We start from the raw sequence: 17,729 nt of genomic DNA, 5'->3' as shown, positions 1-17,729 counted from the left end.
TAAGGTGCCCTAAAAAAATTACATTAGTCTACTTATGGGATTTGAATGGTTATCATTTCCGTATAATTATAACGCCTGCTACCTTCTATTTCCTTATCCATACGGGCACCAACTCTGAAATGGTAAGTAAAGCCGGACTGTAAAGCAGTCTTGGTGGTCAGTGTGACCGTTGTTCCCAACATTGCACTGGCATTATCACCGTCGATATAGACAGAGTAACGGTCGTCTTTATTATTTTCACCCACATAAGGAGCCCCGGCAACAACGAAGAAACGAACGTCCGATACTTTCTGTTGATAATCCGGATTGGTTGTTCCCCGTTTAATCGTAGCCTTTACTGTTACGGTTTTATCTGCATTGATCACGGGTTCGCCCACCCAATCGACATTCAGGAACGGTTCGACTTCCAGCTTCAGGTCTAGCGTACCTTTTACTTGATATCTTTCTTCCGGAACCGGGACGAAAGCTCCCATAACAGTAATACCATATTCACCGGCAAAGATCTTTTCATTCTTAAAATCTCCCTCCTGCATACCACCAAAATAGTAAGGAGTAGGACTTTCGCTCCAGCTGTACTCCATCAGTTTAATGCGAACACCCCCTTCACCGACTTCCGTCTGTACGGGTTTCTGTGTATTCTTATCAATTACAACCCCTTTGATGGTTTCTTTAGGCTCTTCGTAATTATCAAATTTAGTACATGCATTGCTCGTTAGCAGCAACAGAGCCGTTGAAAAATAATATATTATCTTTTTCATTTTATTTCTCTATATTAAATTAATAACCAGGATTCTGCGTAAGGCCGCTCTTGGTAACTTCGTCGTTGGGAACTTCATTGTAATACCATCTTTCGTCGAAAGTAAAGCGTTTGTTCTGATCGTCCGGTCTGGCATCAAAGAACCATTTGTTTGCTTTTTCTGCATAGAATGCAAACAAAGATCTGTAACGTGTGGAGTTTTGTTCTTTATGAGCGGTTCTCCAACGTCTCATATCCCACCAGACTTTGTTCTCGAAGCTGAGTTCTTTACGTCTTTCTACGCGGACTGCTTCTTTAGTCAATTCATTCTTGCCGGTCAATAAGGTTGCACCAGCCCGTTCGCGAACTTCATTGATACATTCGTAAGCATCTTGCAGGTAATCTACGCCGGTTTCACCTTCTTCATATAGTTCGTAAGCAGCTTCGGCACGGTTAAGCAGGATTTCCGCATAACGCAGCTCCAGCCAGGATTGATCCGAACGTCTTTCCATCACCAGCTCGGCAGGCATATCCGGATTGATCCATTTGCGAACCACAAAACCGGCAATAGCACCTTCACCCGAGTTAAAGAAACTTCCGCTTCTACCGCTGGCATTCATCTTTTCACCATTTGGTAAAACGTGGACTGTCTGGTTGTCGGCACTCTGGGAACTAACAAATAAGTCTTTGCAATTGGCATCATTCTCATATTTCTCGGCAGGATCATCGTCTTTCTGCAAACGAGGGATACCATTTGTTACATCGCCCGTATAAATACCACGCCAAAGCTCAACCTGTTCGCCTTTCAAATCATCTCCCGGCAGGATGACAATTGCCCTTAAACGAGGTTCAGCCTCTGCGAAAAGATCCATCGTTTTATCAAACAGCTTATAGGTTCCATCTGCATTAAAAACATCGATCTGACCTTTCTCGTTTTTAGGATAACCTCCGAACATTTCAACAAAACTAAGTGTAGGACTTGTTGAAGCCGTCCATCCGTTTGTACGGAACTGACGCGGGATATTGTAAGCATCATAACCATGTACGGACTCCGGATAGCTGTACTGACGGATGAAAATATTCTCGCTGCTGTTCTCTGCAAAGAACATATCCACATAGTTCTGATATTGTGCTTCCTTGTCGTCAGCCTTCCAGCCATCTTTATACAGAGAATATTTACCTTTCAATAACAAAGCAGCTTCATAACTCTTCTTAAAATATTCCCTGGCTTTTTCCTTAGGGACACCACAAACACGAATGCTATTGTCGTTATTGTCCCTTTTATCGACCTCATTGTACTTTGCAATAGAACCGGCAAACAACATCGCTCTCGATTTAAAACCGGCAGCTACATATTTATTTGCCCGACCTTTCTGATTGCTTTCAGGTAATAGCCGATAGGCCTCGTCAAAGTCTTTTTCCATTTGATCATAAACAGCCTCTTCCGAAGAACGCTGAATCTTCATATCCTCAACCGATTCGCTCGGATAGTTAAGCACCTTATTTACAATGGGGACACCACCATAACGTTTTGCCAGCGCATGATAGGTAAGAGCCCGCATGAAGTAAGCTTCTCCGGTCCAGGTATCTACCTGATCCTGCGAGAAGTTTGCCGCATATTGAGGCAGTGTTTCCATGAAATAATTTATTTCACGGATCAGTTTGTATGCATCGTTCCATATCTGGTTCGACTCGGTAGCCGCTCCACCAATATCACGGTTTAACGCCTCACCTGTCATACCGAAAGTTGACTGAAAAGCATAGGAGTTATTAAATCCACGTGTATGTGAATAGCGGAAATCTTCAATAAATGAATTACTATACAATCTTGACAAATAACTCTTCACCCCATTCTCCGAAGCAAAAACATCGTCATTCTGAACTATATTCAAGGGGGGGATATCCAGATCCATACATGAAGGCATTCCACAAGCCAACGCCAGTAATAATATATATTTTGATACTTTCATAACTTTAGAACAGATTAAAATTTAACATTTGCACCGACAGAAAACGTTCTGTTCAGAGGATACATATTGCCATAACTATCTTCCGGATGTTCCGGGTCAATCTCCACACCTTTTATAGTGAACAGATTATAGGCATTCACATACAGGCGAAGATTTTTGATACCAACTTTAGATACCCATCTTTGTGGCATTGTATAACCAATTTCCGCACTCTTTAAACGGAGGTAGCTTGCATTGTGGAAGTTGAAACGGGAGTTCTCGTCTGCAATCGACCCGGTATAACCGTATTTACCGGATACCCAGGAAGTAGATGGATCATACGGATTTGCGGTAGGATCCACCGGATGCCATCTGTCCATAAAATAGTCAAGTGCATTAGAAAGGTCGTTACCCCACATCGGTTCGCGCAATTGTTCGATATATCTTACATAACTCATACCGGCTCCCTGAAACAGCAGGTTAAGGTCGAAACCTTTATAATCAGCACCAACATTCAAACTGAAGTTGATCATCGGGCGACCGCTGTAACCGATCGGATGTACGTCGTGGTCAGTGATCTGTCCGTCACCATCCCAATCCAGATAAATATAATCACCGGGCAGTACATTCTTATCTGCATAAATCGAACTGTTCAGGATTTGATCGTATGAACCGTAACGTCCGCCATCGCCTCTACCCCATTTGATATCATTATAACGGTCGTTCCCATTGTTTCTCCAGTTCTCATACGAGTTTCCGGCACGGCCACGTTCCTGATAAGTGGTTTTTGTACGAGTGAAAGAGAAAATACCTTTCAGGTTGTAACCCACTTCACCGACTCTGTTTCTATGGCTAAGTTCCACTTCCACCCCTTGAGTAAAGTCTCCATTCAGGTTTTCCTGAGGCAGATCAGCACCAACAACACCGGGAAGACTCAAGTTTCTTGTCGCCAGCAAACCTGTTCTGTCACGGGTAAAGTAGTCAGCAGAAATACCTAACAAGCCATTCCATGCTTCCAAATCAATACCCAAGTTCAATGTTTTGGATATATACCAGGTGATATACGGATTGGTAATACCTTTATTTTGAGCACCGGAAACAAAAGTTCCGTCAAATACAGTACCACTCGATCCCTGGCCGTCAAAACCATTACCCGGATACAGATAGCCGTTTACGAACTGATAGTTAGAAGCACGGTCGTCTCCCATCTTACCATAGGAAGCACGCAGTTTTGCATTGCTAACGAACGATAGTTTGGATTCTTTCCAGAAACTCTCTTCAGAGATACGCCATCCTACAGAGGCAGAAGGGAAGAATCCCCATTGTCCGCCTGTTCCGAATTTAGAAGAGCCATCATAGCGGAAGCTGAACTCTGCCAGGTATTTAGACATATAATCGTATCCGAACTTACCTACCAAACCCAGGTTAGCTTCTTTATATAAATCGCGCCTTGCCGGATCATCAACATCATAACCGGTACTCATGTTCGCCTCCTGATTTTCACTGTTACCCGCAAACAGTTGGTCTAAAGCAAGGGACAGTTCCCTTTGTGCAAAGAAATTATCGCCATTTCTCTTACTTCCTTCCAATAGAATCAAACCGCTGACATTATGCTTTTCATCGAAAATACGATTATAGTTTAACGCAACCTGATAAAGTAACGCCTCTTTGGTGTAATGTTCACGACGGAACTTACTTGTTCCAACACGTGGATTAACCATATAAGTATCAGAAGCTTCATCATAAGTGTACTGATTGTAGCTCTTTTCATAAAGGCTATTGTCTGCTATCTGATAGTCATAGCTGAACATTACTTTCGCTTTCAGTCCGTCGATATAAGGAACATCATAGGTTGCATCAGCCGAAGTCTGGAACCATTTATTATTGTACTTCTTATAACCGACCTGGTTTGCATCCATCATGGCTACAGGATTGTCACCTTCAATCCATCCGTTCATCAGATATTCCGGATTATTGTTAGCATAGATCGGTTGTGTAGCCGGAGCACGCTGGAAAGCACGGATAATCCAGTCGGAATTCTGATATGGCTGATTCTTCTCATCCATAATACCGCTCATATTCAAAGATACAGTCAGTCGGTCAGTCAGTTTACTAGTAATATTGGAACGGACATTGAAGCGGTCGTAATCCAAACTTTTACTTTTCAGGAATGATTCCTGATACAAATAACCTGTACTGATATAGAAGTTGATCTTTTCATTACCACCTGTAGCATTCAGTGTATGTTGGGTTTGAGGTGCCAGCGTACGCATACAGGCATCCCACCAATCTGTTCCCTGCATGTCACCATTACGATACGCATCAATTTGTTCCTGCGTATATGGACGGACACCACCTTCCAGATTATGCATAGCCTTTTCATTCTTCAATACCATCCAGTCGGCAGCACTGGCACTTTTTGGCGAGCCGGTAGGATTCTGCCAACCTACATTTCCGGAATATTCCAATTCCAAGGATCCTTCTTTACCTTTCTTTGTGGTAATCAACACGACACCGTTTGCTGCACGTACGCCATAGATGGCAGCAGAGGCATCTTTCAGGACAGAGAGAGATTCAATATCATTTGCGTCCAGACGGGACATATTATCACGAGGCACGCCATCAATAATGATTAACGGGTTACCCATACCACGGATATCAAATGTATTATTGAAAGAACCCGGTTCGGAAGATTTCTGAACAACACGTACGCCCGGAACCTTACCAGTCAGCATATTCTGCGCGTTTTCATTCTTTGTCGTAATGATATCATCACTTTTAATGGCAGAAACAGCACCGGTCAGTGTTACTTTCTTCTGAGTACCATATCCCACAACTACCACTTCATCCAAAGCCTGGGTGTCTTCGGTCAATGTGACATTGATCATTGACTGATTTCCCACAGGCAACTCTTTTGTCAGATAGCCTATGTAAGAAATCAATAGAGTCGTACCAGTCGTCACTTCCAATGAATAGTTACCCTCGATATCGGTAACAGTCCCATTAGTCGTACCCTTCACCATCACATTCGCCCCAATAATCGGCTCACCTGACTGATCCGTAACCATACCAGATACTTTTTTACCCTGTTGTACGACAGGAAGCATCGCATTCTTTGTCAATACGATATAGTCATTTTCAAAAGTGTATCTGACATTTGAACCGTCAAATACTTCTTTCAGGTACTGCGAAACGGCTTTTTTACCGGTTTTCACAGAAATGGCCTCATTTATATTGACCTCATTTTTACTGTACACAAACAGATAATCCGTTTGTTTTTCAATCTGATCGATCAAATTTCCGATCGTTAAATTACTTCCATTGATATTCACTTGAGCATTTTGCGAACTCGTTTTTGCCGCAAAAGAAGAGAATACGCAAAGGAAAAGAAGGAAGGCTGAAATTCTCATAATGCTTAGAAATTTCGGTTCTTTTTTCATAACTTTGCTTCGTTTACTTGTTAATACTTAATTTATTTAGTGTTAGCAGCGGTCGATGGATGCGGGAACATCCATCGACCGCTTTTTATATAAAAAGCTCAATTCGTCATAGGCAATTACTGATTTAAAGGTTATACATATATTTGACTCTTTCTATTTGCTTCAACGTATTGTAATCTTATTCAACTCCTCATCCTTAACGAATGAAAAATAATAGATCTTCTGTAAAGTTTTCAGGACGCTTTCTATGCCATCCCTCTGACGGAACTTACCACTAAACTTATAATTATTCAGATTCTTGTTCCTTATTTCTATTGTAATATCATAATAAAGCTCCAGTTTTTTTATTATCTCACCGAAAGGAATATCATCGAAAGCATAAATACCTTCTTTCCATAATAAGAAATCGGTGCTGCTGATCTTACTTTTCACTAATCTTCCGTCTTTCAGTTCCGCATAATCATTCGGACTCATGTACATGGCAACCGCTTCATTGTCCGATTGATACAATTTGACCGAACCTTCAATCAGAGCTGTTGTAAACTCATCGTTTCCTTTATATGCAAAAACATTAAACTTGGTTCCCAGTACTTTTATATCAAGTTTTTCCGTGGAAACGACAAACGGGACTTCTTCATTACGGAAGACCTCAAAGAAAGCTTCTCCATCCAATTCCACCTTTCGTTCCGTACCGGAAAACCGATTGGGATAACGCAACCGGGAACGAGCATTCAGCCATACCACTGTACCATCATGCAATTTTACCTGGGCACGTTGTCCGGGAGGAGTCGAAAACTCTTCGAAAGCAAGCTGTTCTTCGACTGCATTATCGTGCCGATTGTTCATTATTGCCCAAGTTGAAATGACAGCCATACAGATAGCAGCCGCATATCCTACCAGATGCCTGATCAGACCAGCGAACTTCTTTTTCTCTCTTTTATGAGCTTCTTTGAATTGTATAAGTTTACCGACAGCTTTCACCTCATCGTCTTCTACGGGTAATGAAGCCGATAAAGCACACAGGTTCTGCATAAACACGAACTCCTTATGCAATTCCTTATCTGTTTGCATCAAAGAAAATAGCTCTGCTTTTTCCTCTGCCGTTATATCCTTATTGAAATATTTAGTAATTAAACTATGCATTTTCCGACTTTTATAAGGGAGAGCGTTTAAGAATTTATTTCCCCCCAAAGCCACCTAAGGAATAAATATTATTTAACAAATATGAGAAAGAGTAATAAAGGTAGGTAGTCTTTCAGTTCAATTTTCAGTTTCTTCAAGGCGATGGTCATTTGGTTCTCAACCGTGCTGACGGAGATGTCCAGTTCTTTGGCTATTTCACGGTTTTTCTTTCCTTCAATACGGCTTTTCAAAAAGATTTCACGGCAACGTTCAGGCAATTTATTGATTGCATCCGTCAATATCCGTTCGATATCCTCCTCAGAGGTTAAGGTATAATTCAATGATTCGAGAGAAGATAATTTCGCCTTAAATTCCTGTTGGTATTCTTCTACGACCAAACGATGCCTTAAGTAGTCTAAACATCTATTTTTCACCAAACTAAAAAGATAAGAAATCAGGCTTATACGAATATCCAACACATCCCGTTTTTCCCATAACAACAGGAATACATCCTGTACAATATTTTCTGCATCTTCGTCAAACAGAACATATTCCTTAGCAAAACGATACATACGAAAATAATATGTCACATAAATCTGGTCGAAATTACTTCGTATACTCGGAGCTAACGTATTTGTGTTGTTTAACGGCATCTTGTACAATCTTGATTATATTATTATATCTGTCATTTGCATAAAACGAGTGCAGCAAAGATATAAAAGATACTTTCATAATAAGAATGTTTATTTAAAAGATTTCATTTATTGAAATTGATGTTAATATTTTACAGATCTACATTTATGCCTTTACAACGTTCGTGATTAACACTGTTTCACGCTCTTACAAGGGATAAAAACGCCTTTGAAAAAAAGATATAGCTTTTAAAAACAAAAGACAGGACTTTTGATGACAAAAGTCCTGTCTTTACATTTCAAAACACCGGTCTTTTTTTAGACAGATGTCCGAAGGGGTATCCGGTTCTATTCCGGGACTTACCAGGAAAGCTTTATAAACTTATTTTCCCAGGGAGCGAATGTCGCTTCGGAAGTTCCTTTCACCGGGTCTCCTACTACATCGCAAACGGTTACTGCGGTAAACTTCACCTTATCGGAAGTGACGGCAAACGTTGCCGGCTTGCCTGCTATTTCACGCAACTGGAGCATGACTGCATTTTCGCCTTCCACAGGTTTCATATTTACCAATAGAATATTATCGGGAACGATATTGAATACGGAAGCCGGAGAAATCGCTTTGTTACCTTTCGCACCTGCCGGTAATACGCGGGTCAGGAACGGGATACGGTTCTCCCAGGCAAAACGGGTGGCATAACCTACCGAGTTGTCTTTACTTGAATTGATAAAGTAGCTCCATTGCAATTCACCCATCTGGTCGGCGTTGAAGTTGGTCACCCAATAGTTGTTCATCGGCCAGGAATACATATTGGTGGATTGGGGAACGGCACCTGCTTTATACCGTCCGGTATTGATGGCACCGAACTGCATCAGAGGTATCTCCGGACTTCCCATAACGACCTGCGACTCGTTGTTACGTGCTGTTGCAAAGTTCTGAACGGTATACCAGTCGTTCGATGATCCGGGGATCTGATCGACACCAGCTTCGATGGTACCACCGGGCACGTCGAGCATGATCTTACCCTGGTTCACTTCAAACGGGAAGGAGATATAGACCGCTTCCGGATCGGTAACCGCTTTCTTACGCAAACGGTAAACGATCTCGATCTTCTTATCGACATTGAACACACGGAACTCCACCATCAGGTTATTCGGTTCGCGTCCGGCAACAGTTTCTCCACGGAAACGGAAGGTATCCCAGATAGCCCCCTTCTCGTAACGTTCGAAACGGATACGTTCGGGACGACGACGCAGGAACTGAGGTTCACGGTATTGTTCCATCGGATGACGGCTATCGATGATCTCATAGATAAACTCACCCATCTCCCATTCGGCATTCGGGGTGGTCAGCTCTTTATTCAGCTCTTTGTCGAACAATTTACTGATGGTTCCTTTACGAGGATTGAAGTCGATGGCATACCAGTTGTTTTCCACATGCGCCTTTTCCAAGGAGGCAGAAGATACAATCTCCGGACGAGGCTCGTCTTTTACCTTGATATAGTATTGCGCATATCCCAAAGCAGGAACATCTTTTACGAACAAAGACCAGTAAGTTCCATCGGAACGGCTTTCTGCCGGCTGTGCCGGGATAACATTACCGGCGGCATCTGTTATTTCGAATGCTTTCTCGCGGGGTAATATCTGATGGTCGATGTAGACTTTGGCAATGCCGCTATACGTCCAGTTCAATGTATTGAAAACGGCAACAGACGGATATTCGGCTTTCGGCACGAAAGACTGCAGCAATCCCATCGTCACCTCTCCCAGCAGGCCGGAATGGCGGTAAGCTTCCCAGGCATACGATTGTTTCAGGGAACGTTGCTCCCAAGTCTCCTTGCAATAAGCATCACGCACGCTTTCGCTGTAACCAAAGGTATGTTCGTCATAAAAGAGCAAGGCTTTGTTGATATCGTCAATCTGGTTATCTACCTGAGCCGGTAGTTTCGCTCCCAGCATACCGGCAAACGAAAGGCCTGCCTGATTGGCGATGATGTCCGAATGGGTGATACGGGAAATAGCCGCTTCACGTGCTCCGGAACCAAAACCGTCGGTCCACCAGTCGGGCCATGCGCCACGGATGGTCTGTATCTTATCGGCATAGTTCGATTCTACCTCTTTGATAAACTCGCTGGCTACAGCTGTACGGAGTTTAGGCCATTCGTATTTCTCGTTCCATTTCATCAGCATCTCGCAACTCTTTGTCGAAGGGGGTGAGTTGTCCGTGAAATAACCGGAGTGCTGGGCGGCAACGATGTCGTACGGATAGTTTTTCGCTTCCATCTCTCCCAGATAATTCAGTACACGTTCCTCAAACTGTTCGAAGTTATCGGTATGGACGCCGAAGAAGTTACCCTGGTTATAATGTTCGGCACGATAAGTCAATACCTTCTTACCCGAAGGAGACTGCCACCAGAAGACGGTCGGGATATCGAAACAGATCAGGGCACGGTGGCCGTGTGTTCCCATATTGACATACTTCACACCGGCATCGGCAAAGAACTCGCTGAAACACCAGCCGATACCGTTCACATCGTTTTGCATGGCGACTTCCGCCTTCAAACCGGCATCGCGGAATTGTTTCAGGGGATACAGGGAAGCGGCCAAAGTCTGTTCGTCCGGCAGTTCGTCGAAATTTAGATACATGGCAGCCAATTCGATACGTCCTTCCTTTACACGTTGTTTCAGGCGGGCGATCTGTTCAGCGGGACGGCATTTGAGGTATTCGCTGACAGCCCAGGCGATCTCGCAAGTCCAGCGGAACTTGGCGAAGTCCGGGTTATTGTCGGTTGCATCGCAATAGTCGAGCGCATAGTCGATGTAGCGGAGGTGCTCCGCCAGAATCTCGGTTTGCGAACGGGTATAGCCGATATCCGTATGGGTATGCTGTACCATATTCATCTGCCAATGACGGACAGGTTTCACATTTACCAGAGCAGACTCTTTTTCTTTTCCAACCGTTACCGTCAGAGGCAGTTGCACGGCAGACTGCACAGCCGGTATCTCAAAAAAGAACTGGTTAGTACCGTCGTTCAGTTTTTCCTTCCGCGACTGATTCCCCAACGTAAGTGTTGCAGAAACAGGCGCACCGCTATGCTTCACGGTTACCCGTACTTTCTGCACCGGGCCTTTCACCGTTTTGTATAAGGCAGGGAACAGGTGGGTTTCGATCGCCGGAGGTGCTGTCGAAGCACTCCATACGGAGGACGACATAGCGAACAATGCCAATCCAGCCAGAAACAAGGTTTTTAATGTTTTCATAAGCATCTATTTTTTATCGATTCCAAAAGAGATAAGACAAATATAAAGGATACAAAGCAGGAGGATGGATAATCCGGCAACCTGCCCGAAACCGTCGGCCACGATCCCCATCAGCGGAGTGATCAGCGCACCGCCGGATACCCCCATGATCATCAGGGCCGATATTTCGTTCGCCCGCTCCGGTTTATGCTGAAGGGCAAACGAGAAGATGATCGAGAAGACATTCGCACAAGCCAGCCCCACGATAACGATCATCACGAACATGCTCCATGTAGCAGGGACAGCCAGCAACAGGATAAATGCCACGATGGCGACAAACATGCTGTATTTCAGGAAACGGCTTGCCGAAACTTTTGCCAGCAGGAAAGCACCGGCAAACGAACCGATCGTACGGGCGGCAAAATACAAGCTGGTTCCCAATCCGGCTTCGGAAAGAGCCATGCCGGTACGGTCCATCAGGAGCTTGGGAATGGTCGTGTTCAGACCGACATCTATACCGACTATAAAGAGAATCCCCAGGAACAGGGAGGTAATGTATTTATCGCTGAAAAGGGATAGCGTCGTGCCAAAAGTAGCCTTCGCCTCTTCCAGTTTTTCTTTTCCCGGAATGGTAGAGATCAGCCAGACGGTAGAGACAAGTGTCGTCGCTGCATAGACAGCAAAGATCAGTTTCCAGTCACCCCAGAAAGAGGCGGCTGCTCCCGCTATGATCGGTCCCAGGAAAGAAGAGATGGCCTTGATGAACTGCCCCAGAGTCAGGACACTGGTGATTCGATCAGGGTTGACGACATTGGCAACCATCGGGTTCAACGAAACCTGAAGGATTGTATTACCGATACCCAGCAAAGCAAAAGCCAATAGGACTGAAACAAAATCGTAAAGAAACAGGGGCAGCAACATAGCCAGGGTAGTCACGCTCAACGCTATCACAACGGTATTGCGCCGCCCGGCTTTCCCCATCAGGATACCTGTCGGGATCGAGAACAGGGCAAACCAGAGGAACACCATCATCGGGATCAGGTTGGCCATTGTGTCGGACAAGCCAAAATCGACTTTCACATAGTTTGTCGCAATGCCTACGACATCCACAAAGCCCATCACAAAGAATCCGAAGAGGATGGGGTAAATGGCTTTTGAATTTTGTTTATTCATAATTCATGTTATTAATCAAAGTTATTTTATAGCAAAATACAACCAAAACAAATATTACCTACCGTCTCACAGTGAGAATCCTCCAAAATCAGACAGCGAAGCAAGAAAACTGTGAGAAAACTAAAAAAACGGCCGGAGGAACATTCTTACAGTTTTTCTGCTTTCAATAAGTATCTGTTGCCTGATTGCCCATATCCATTTCCAGGCGGCCTCCGGCGGTGATTGTTTCAAAAGGAATACGAGTGGCAGGATATATCTCGCCATTCAGGCGGTATTGCTGCACATAAACGTTTTCTTTACTGTTGTTCTTTGCTTCGATAACGAACTCTTTTCCTTTATAATATTGGTTGTTGAGCCGAATGGTTATCTTGTCAAATACCGGACTGCCCAAAGCAAAAGACGGTGTTGCGTCCGTCAAGCCTTTCACGTCGAACATTCCCAGCGAAGCGATCACATACCAGGCACCTAACTGGCCCTGATCTTCATCCTGTCCGTAGCCGTAGCCATGAATCCCGTCCGTACCATAGAACTCATCGAGGATGGCACGTACCCATTTCTGGGTGAGCGAAGGACGACCGGCTTCATTGAACAGCCAGGAGATATGCAGGCAAGGCTGGTTACCATGGTTATACAGGGTTTGCAGGCCGGCAAAGGCACCAACTTCCGTACCACCGCTAAATATCAGTTTCTGAGAAACCGTGAAGATACTATCCAGACGTTGATTGAAAACATCCGCACCGACCTTGCCGACCAGTCCCTGAGCATCATGCGGCACATAGAAGGTGTACTGCCAGGCGTTGCCTTCCTGAAATCCGCGCCAGACCTGCATCGGGTTGAAGTCTTCAAGAAACTGTCCGTCGGCCTTCTTGGGACGTACGAAATTAGTCGAAGGGTCGTAGATACGTTCCCAGCCCTTGGATAACCACATCAGTTTATCGTAATCTTCCGTCTTACCGAGTTTCTTTGCCCATTGGGCTACGGCCCAGGCGCTATAAGAGTACTCCAGGGTATGGGAAGCAGAGAACATAAACGCTTCGTCCGGTCCATCGCCTTTATCCAGATGGGGTACATAACCATATTCGACGAACTTATCCGTATCGGTCTTTCCGGCTCCCAAAGGACGGTTGTTGCCATCCAGTTCATTCTTGAGGGATGCTTCATAAGCCAGGTCTACGTCAAAGTCGCGGATACCGCATTGGTAAGCGCCTGCCAGGATCGTACTCAGCAGGTTCGTGCCGACACCCGATACGTAACGGCTGTTGGCAATACCGTCTGCCAACCAGCCGGCATCTTTATAGACCAATAAATGGCTGCTGATGTAATCGGAAGCATATTCGGGATAAGCCAGTGTCCACACCTGCGAAAGATTCCACTGGGCTCCCCAGGCGGCATCCGTATTATAGAAATTATGGACAGGCTTGCCATCCTTCTGTTGGATCCGGCCTACCGAACCATCATGGCGGGGATAGGCGCCATTCACATCGTTCACCAGTCCGCGTCCCAGCAGAGCATGATACAGACCGGTATAGAATTTCACTTTATCCTCTTTTACGGGTGTCTCTACCCGGATACGTCCGAGATAGTTTTCCCATTGTTGCGCGGAAGCCGCGGCGGCCTGGTCGAAAGTAAGCGTGCGGGCCTCCGTCTCCCGGTTCAAACGGGCATTCTCGACAGAGGTGTACGAGAGGCCGACCTTAGCGGTGATAGTTTCCCCTTCCCCTGTTTTATAGGTCAGATATAGACCTGCGCCGGGGCCGGACACCTGTTTTGCTCCCGCCTGTACCGTTTCACCGATAAAGGTTCCGCAAGCTTCCGGTTGCTTGTCCAACTCTGCGGAGAAGAACATGGAAACGGTTGCTCCCGGCTGGTATTTCTTTACATACTCCGGCAAGGTAACCACCCAGCCTTCCACGGTTCCGTCGTCGTTGAGTGCCACGAAAGCATCTTTCACATGACCGCTTTCCCCCTGCTGATGGCCTATATCGAAAAGGATACGGCTTTCGTCGCCGGCAGGAAAGGTGTAACGCTGAAAGGCGACACGCGGGGTAGCCGTCATTTCAGCTTTGATTGCATAGTCTTTCAGAAGAACGGAGTAGTAACCGGCAGTAGCCACCTCATCCGAATGCTCGTAGGCGGAGCGGTAACCGACCCCTGTCGAGTCGCCGACAGGGCCGGCAATTGTTTTCAACGGCCCGTTTGTCGGCATCAGGACAATGCCGCCCACCTGAAATTCATGCAGGCAGGGAAAACCTTCGATGGAAGTATCGCGATAGTCGTAGCCCGTAGCTTCCCAACCGGAGTTGTTACCCAAGTGTCCGTTGGTAGAAGGGCCCGGCTTTGCCATACCAAAGGGCATCGCACCGGGAGCAAAATGGAACCAGCGGCAGTGAGCCGTTCCGATACGCGGCTCTACATATTGGGATAAGTTCTCCGGGGTTGCTTCCTCTTTCACCGGCGAACAGCTGACAGCCAGCAAGCCGGTCAGCAGACCCAGAACCGGAGTAAATAGATTATGTTTATTCATGGCGTATTTGTTTATAAATGATTTAATGCATACACATAAGCACCGAGAGCCACCGAACGACTTGCCCCCTGCTTGCTGACAATCACACCGATCCGTTTAAACGGATCATAATTGACAGTACGGTCGGAACCGGGAACAGCGATCTTCACGGCCGCTCCTTTGGCGAACTGCTCGAACTCTGCCGCGTCATCCAGATTGAATGCTTTACTTTGCAGGCGGCTGAAACGGCTACCGTTCATCATCCCCGTTTCGCTGTTCATTTCCTCCAAAAGAGACGGCATGAAATACTTCGCGGCTCCGGTCAGGCCTCCGCCAATAACGATCAGTCCGTCGATCAGCGTAATCGCTTGCGCCAGGGCATCACCGGCCATTTCGCCCAGTTCGGCAAAGGCAGCGCGGGCAGCTTCCCGGTTACCCGGATGCGTACCTTCGGCTATATCGAAGATCTCTTTGGGAGTGAAGGGAGAAGCATCGCCCGACAATAGCCGGTAGATATGTTGCACGGCACGGATGCTGACACTTTCTTCCACAATATACTGTTGGTATTTCTTATTGCGGAAGCACCAGATATCGCCCCCGGCGGCATTGTCACCGACCAGCAGATCACCGTTCAGTACGACACCCGCTCCAAAACCTGTACCCAGCGTGACACCGAGCAGGTTCTTATAGCGTTTGATACTTCCGGCCTCTTCCAGGCGGCGGTTGATCTCAGGCAAGGCGCCGGTCAGCGCTTCGCCATAAGCAAATAAGTCTCCATCGTTATTGATGAAGACAGGGATGCCGAACTTTTCTTCCAGGTAAGGGCCCAGGGCCACTCCTCCACGGAAAGAAGGAAAGTTCGGCAGGTCGCCGATAATCCCGGCGGGATAGTCGGCCGGACCGGGAAAGGCAAAACTGATCGCTACCGGGGCTTCCGGCAGCTGCTCACAAACACGGGTAAAGCCGGTCAGGAGCTGCCCCAGGCATTGATCCAAGTGGCAGGCACAGGAGGGCAAGGTGATAGGTGTCACTATCTCCTCGCCACCCCGGATGGCAGAGAAGACCAGGTTGGTTCCTCCGGCGTCGAGGGTCATTACTATTCGGTTATCGTTACTATACATTATATATATGTGTTTTAATTGATATTTGATTCTTGTCAGATTTGCATGTTGCACATTTTTCTAATTCACCCTTTTGTCCTCACATACGCCTTTATCGTTCCACAGTTCTTTCCTTCGGAAATACCATATGGGCGAATCGTATAATCGCCGACGATGGCAGGAACGATAAACGTTTCGGCATAATGGACAATGAAAGGCTCGAACGCATTCGTCGGACTTTCTACGATCAACTCGTCACCTTCCACTACATTCAGAACGTTGACACCCCCACCCGTATTGTGCGGCACCTTTCCGGTAAACCAATGGCGACGGGTTTCGATAAACTCATTTTCATGCAAGCCGGTACGTTCTTCACGCCAGTCTTCTCCCTCGGCACGGGGTTCGAAATGGTTGACCAGCTGGTCGTGTACGAACTCGGTTTGCCGTTCCCACTGGATCACGTGAGAGCCGTGAGCGATATTGATAGGGCGTGGTTTTCCGTCCAGTCCCAGTCGATCCCAGTCCCAGAGTTTGAAAGTAAAGATACTCGGTGTGGCACTGATCTCCAGAACCATCGCTTCGGAGCCGGAGCAGTGGATCGTTCCGGCCGGTATCAGGAAATGATCGTGTTTCTTAGCAGGCCATTTGTTGACATATTTATCGGTATCGAAAGTGGTACCCGACTCCTGCGCTTCATTCAGGGCAGCAATCATTTCATCAGGATCGACACCGTCCTTCAAACCGAGGTAGACGGTGGCACCTTCACCGGCATCTAGCAGGTAATAGCTTTCGTCCTGGGTATAATAGATACCGAATGTATCACGTATATATTGCGTCGTAGGATGTACCTGCAAACTCAGATTACCCCCTCCCATCGTATCGAGAAAATCGAAACGGATCGGAAAGTCCTGTCCGAAGCGTGCTTCTACCGGCGCTCCCAGTAAGTTACGGGTCTGATAGAACACGAGGTTGTTTGAAGCCATTTCGAACAGCTCCCCTTCTACTTTCAGATAAAGACTGTTCTCTTCCGGCACACAGTCGAAACACCAGCCGAAATTATCCCGGCTCTTATCCAGGTCGCATACTTCTTTCATCCACTGTCCACCCCAGGGAGCCGGGTCGAAGAAGGGAACCACGCGGAAAGGACGATGAGCCGTCTTTTCCAGTCCGGCACGCATTGTTTCGCCGGTTATCATTTTAGGCATTCCGGGGATATGGGTATCCAGCCAGTAATCCACCTTCGGAAGTAACCGTTTCTTTAATTCATCACATACATTCCAATCGATAAAATAACCACGTTTGTAATGCAGGGAAGGAGCTTCTTCCCGGTTCTTCACGCCCAGCCCGTCGATTTCCTTACGACGGAAACGTTGCTGTATCTCCCAGCGTGCCATATCGGCATAGATAAGAATATCCGGCTCGGCCACCAACTCGGCAGCACCAGGTCCCCAGACAATAACTAATCCGCTTGCCGCATATATCTCCTTGCGGCACTCCTCCATCCGGGTTTCATCCAGGAAGTCGGGATAACGGAAAGCTGCCCGGCGACCGAAAAGGCGGTCGTCCGTCAGATAAGGATAGGTCATCGTTTCGATCTCTTCTACGCCTTTGAAGAATTTCTCCGAATGAATTATCAGTGAAGGCCGCAATGCTGCCAGGTGTTTAGCTAGCTCTTCCGGATGTATACCCTGATAGCATTCTACAACAACGACTCTATGCGCCAACTCAGGGCCGTTGCACACTTCCTTCAACTTATCTAAAACAGACTCCCAGCCTTTCCAGAGCCTGCCCCCGACGGTTGTCGAGGGAGTTTTATCATAATTACTCTTTCTCATTA

The 17,729-nt window shown here is 46.3% G+C and carries 10 protein-coding genes; all 10 read right to left on the bottom strand.

Annotation, left to right across the window (positions count from 1 at the left end; translation table 11 throughout):
• Positions 1-32 precede the first annotated feature (32 nt).
• The 10 genes from M1P97_RS03730 to M1P97_RS03685 all read right to left on the bottom strand — a co-directional run bounded on the left by M1P97_RS03730 (position 33) and on the right by M1P97_RS03685 (position 17,727).
• Complete coding sequence (locus tag M1P97_RS03730) at positions 33-758, bottom strand: DUF3823 domain-containing protein (RefSeq protein ID WP_195372238.1); 726 nt, start codon at positions 756-758, stop codon at positions 33-35.
• 19 nt (positions 759-777) lie between these two features.
• On the bottom strand, positions 778-2,706 hold the full coding sequence (locus M1P97_RS03725; RefSeq protein ID WP_195372239.1) for a RagB/SusD family nutrient uptake outer membrane protein: 1,929 nt from the start codon (positions 2,704-2,706) through the stop codon (positions 778-780).
• A 14-nt stretch (positions 2,707-2,720) separates the two neighbouring features.
• Entirely contained in the window at positions 2,721-6,095 is a 3,375-nt protein-coding gene (locus M1P97_RS03720) for a TonB-dependent receptor (RefSeq protein ID WP_249388402.1), read from the bottom strand.
• 192 nt (positions 6,096-6,287) lie between these two features.
• Positions 6,288-7,268 (bottom strand): FecR family protein, encoded by a 981-nt coding sequence (locus M1P97_RS03715; RefSeq protein WP_195372241.1) that lies wholly within the window; start codon positions 7,266-7,268, stop codon positions 6,288-6,290.
• A gap of 68 nt (positions 7,269-7,336) precedes the next feature.
• The gene (locus tag M1P97_RS03710) at positions 7,337-7,900 is read right to left on the bottom strand and encodes an RNA polymerase sigma-70 factor (protein ID WP_249388401.1); all 564 of its coding nucleotides are present in this window, start codon (positions 7,898-7,900) and stop codon (positions 7,337-7,339) included.
• 339 nt (positions 7,901-8,239) lie between these two features.
• Positions 8,240-11,137, bottom strand: a complete 2,898-nt coding sequence (locus tag M1P97_RS03705) for a glycoside hydrolase family 38 N-terminal domain-containing protein (RefSeq protein ID WP_249388400.1) — start codon at positions 11,135-11,137, stop codon at positions 8,240-8,242.
• Positions 11,138-11,143: 6 nt separating this feature from the next.
• On the bottom strand, positions 11,144-12,289 hold the full coding sequence (locus M1P97_RS03700; protein WP_249388399.1) for an MFS transporter: 1,146 nt from the start codon (positions 12,287-12,289) through the stop codon (positions 11,144-11,146).
• 163 nt (positions 12,290-12,452) lie between these two features.
• Positions 12,453-14,813 (bottom strand): GH92 family glycosyl hydrolase, encoded by a 2,361-nt coding sequence (locus tag M1P97_RS03695; protein WP_249388398.1) that lies wholly within the window; start codon positions 14,811-14,813, stop codon positions 12,453-12,455.
• Positions 14,814-14,824: 11 nt separating this feature from the next.
• Positions 14,825-15,916 (bottom strand): ROK family protein, encoded by a 1,092-nt coding sequence (locus M1P97_RS03690; RefSeq protein WP_249388428.1) that lies wholly within the window; start codon positions 15,914-15,916, stop codon positions 14,825-14,827.
• A 62-nt stretch (positions 15,917-15,978) separates the two neighbouring features.
• Positions 15,979-17,727: a class I mannose-6-phosphate isomerase gene (locus M1P97_RS03685; protein ID WP_249388397.1), complete on the bottom strand. Its 1,749-nt coding sequence runs from the start codon at positions 17,725-17,727 to the stop codon at positions 15,979-15,981.
• Between the last annotated feature and the right edge of the window lie 2 nt (positions 17,728-17,729).

The organism is Parabacteroides leei (genome assembly GCF_023369805.1).
Classification (GTDB): Bacteria; Bacteroidota; Bacteroidia; order Bacteroidales; family Tannerellaceae; genus Parabacteroides; species Parabacteroides leei.
Note: the sequence above shows the minus strand (reverse complement) of the source record. Positions and strands in the feature narration are given on the sequence as shown.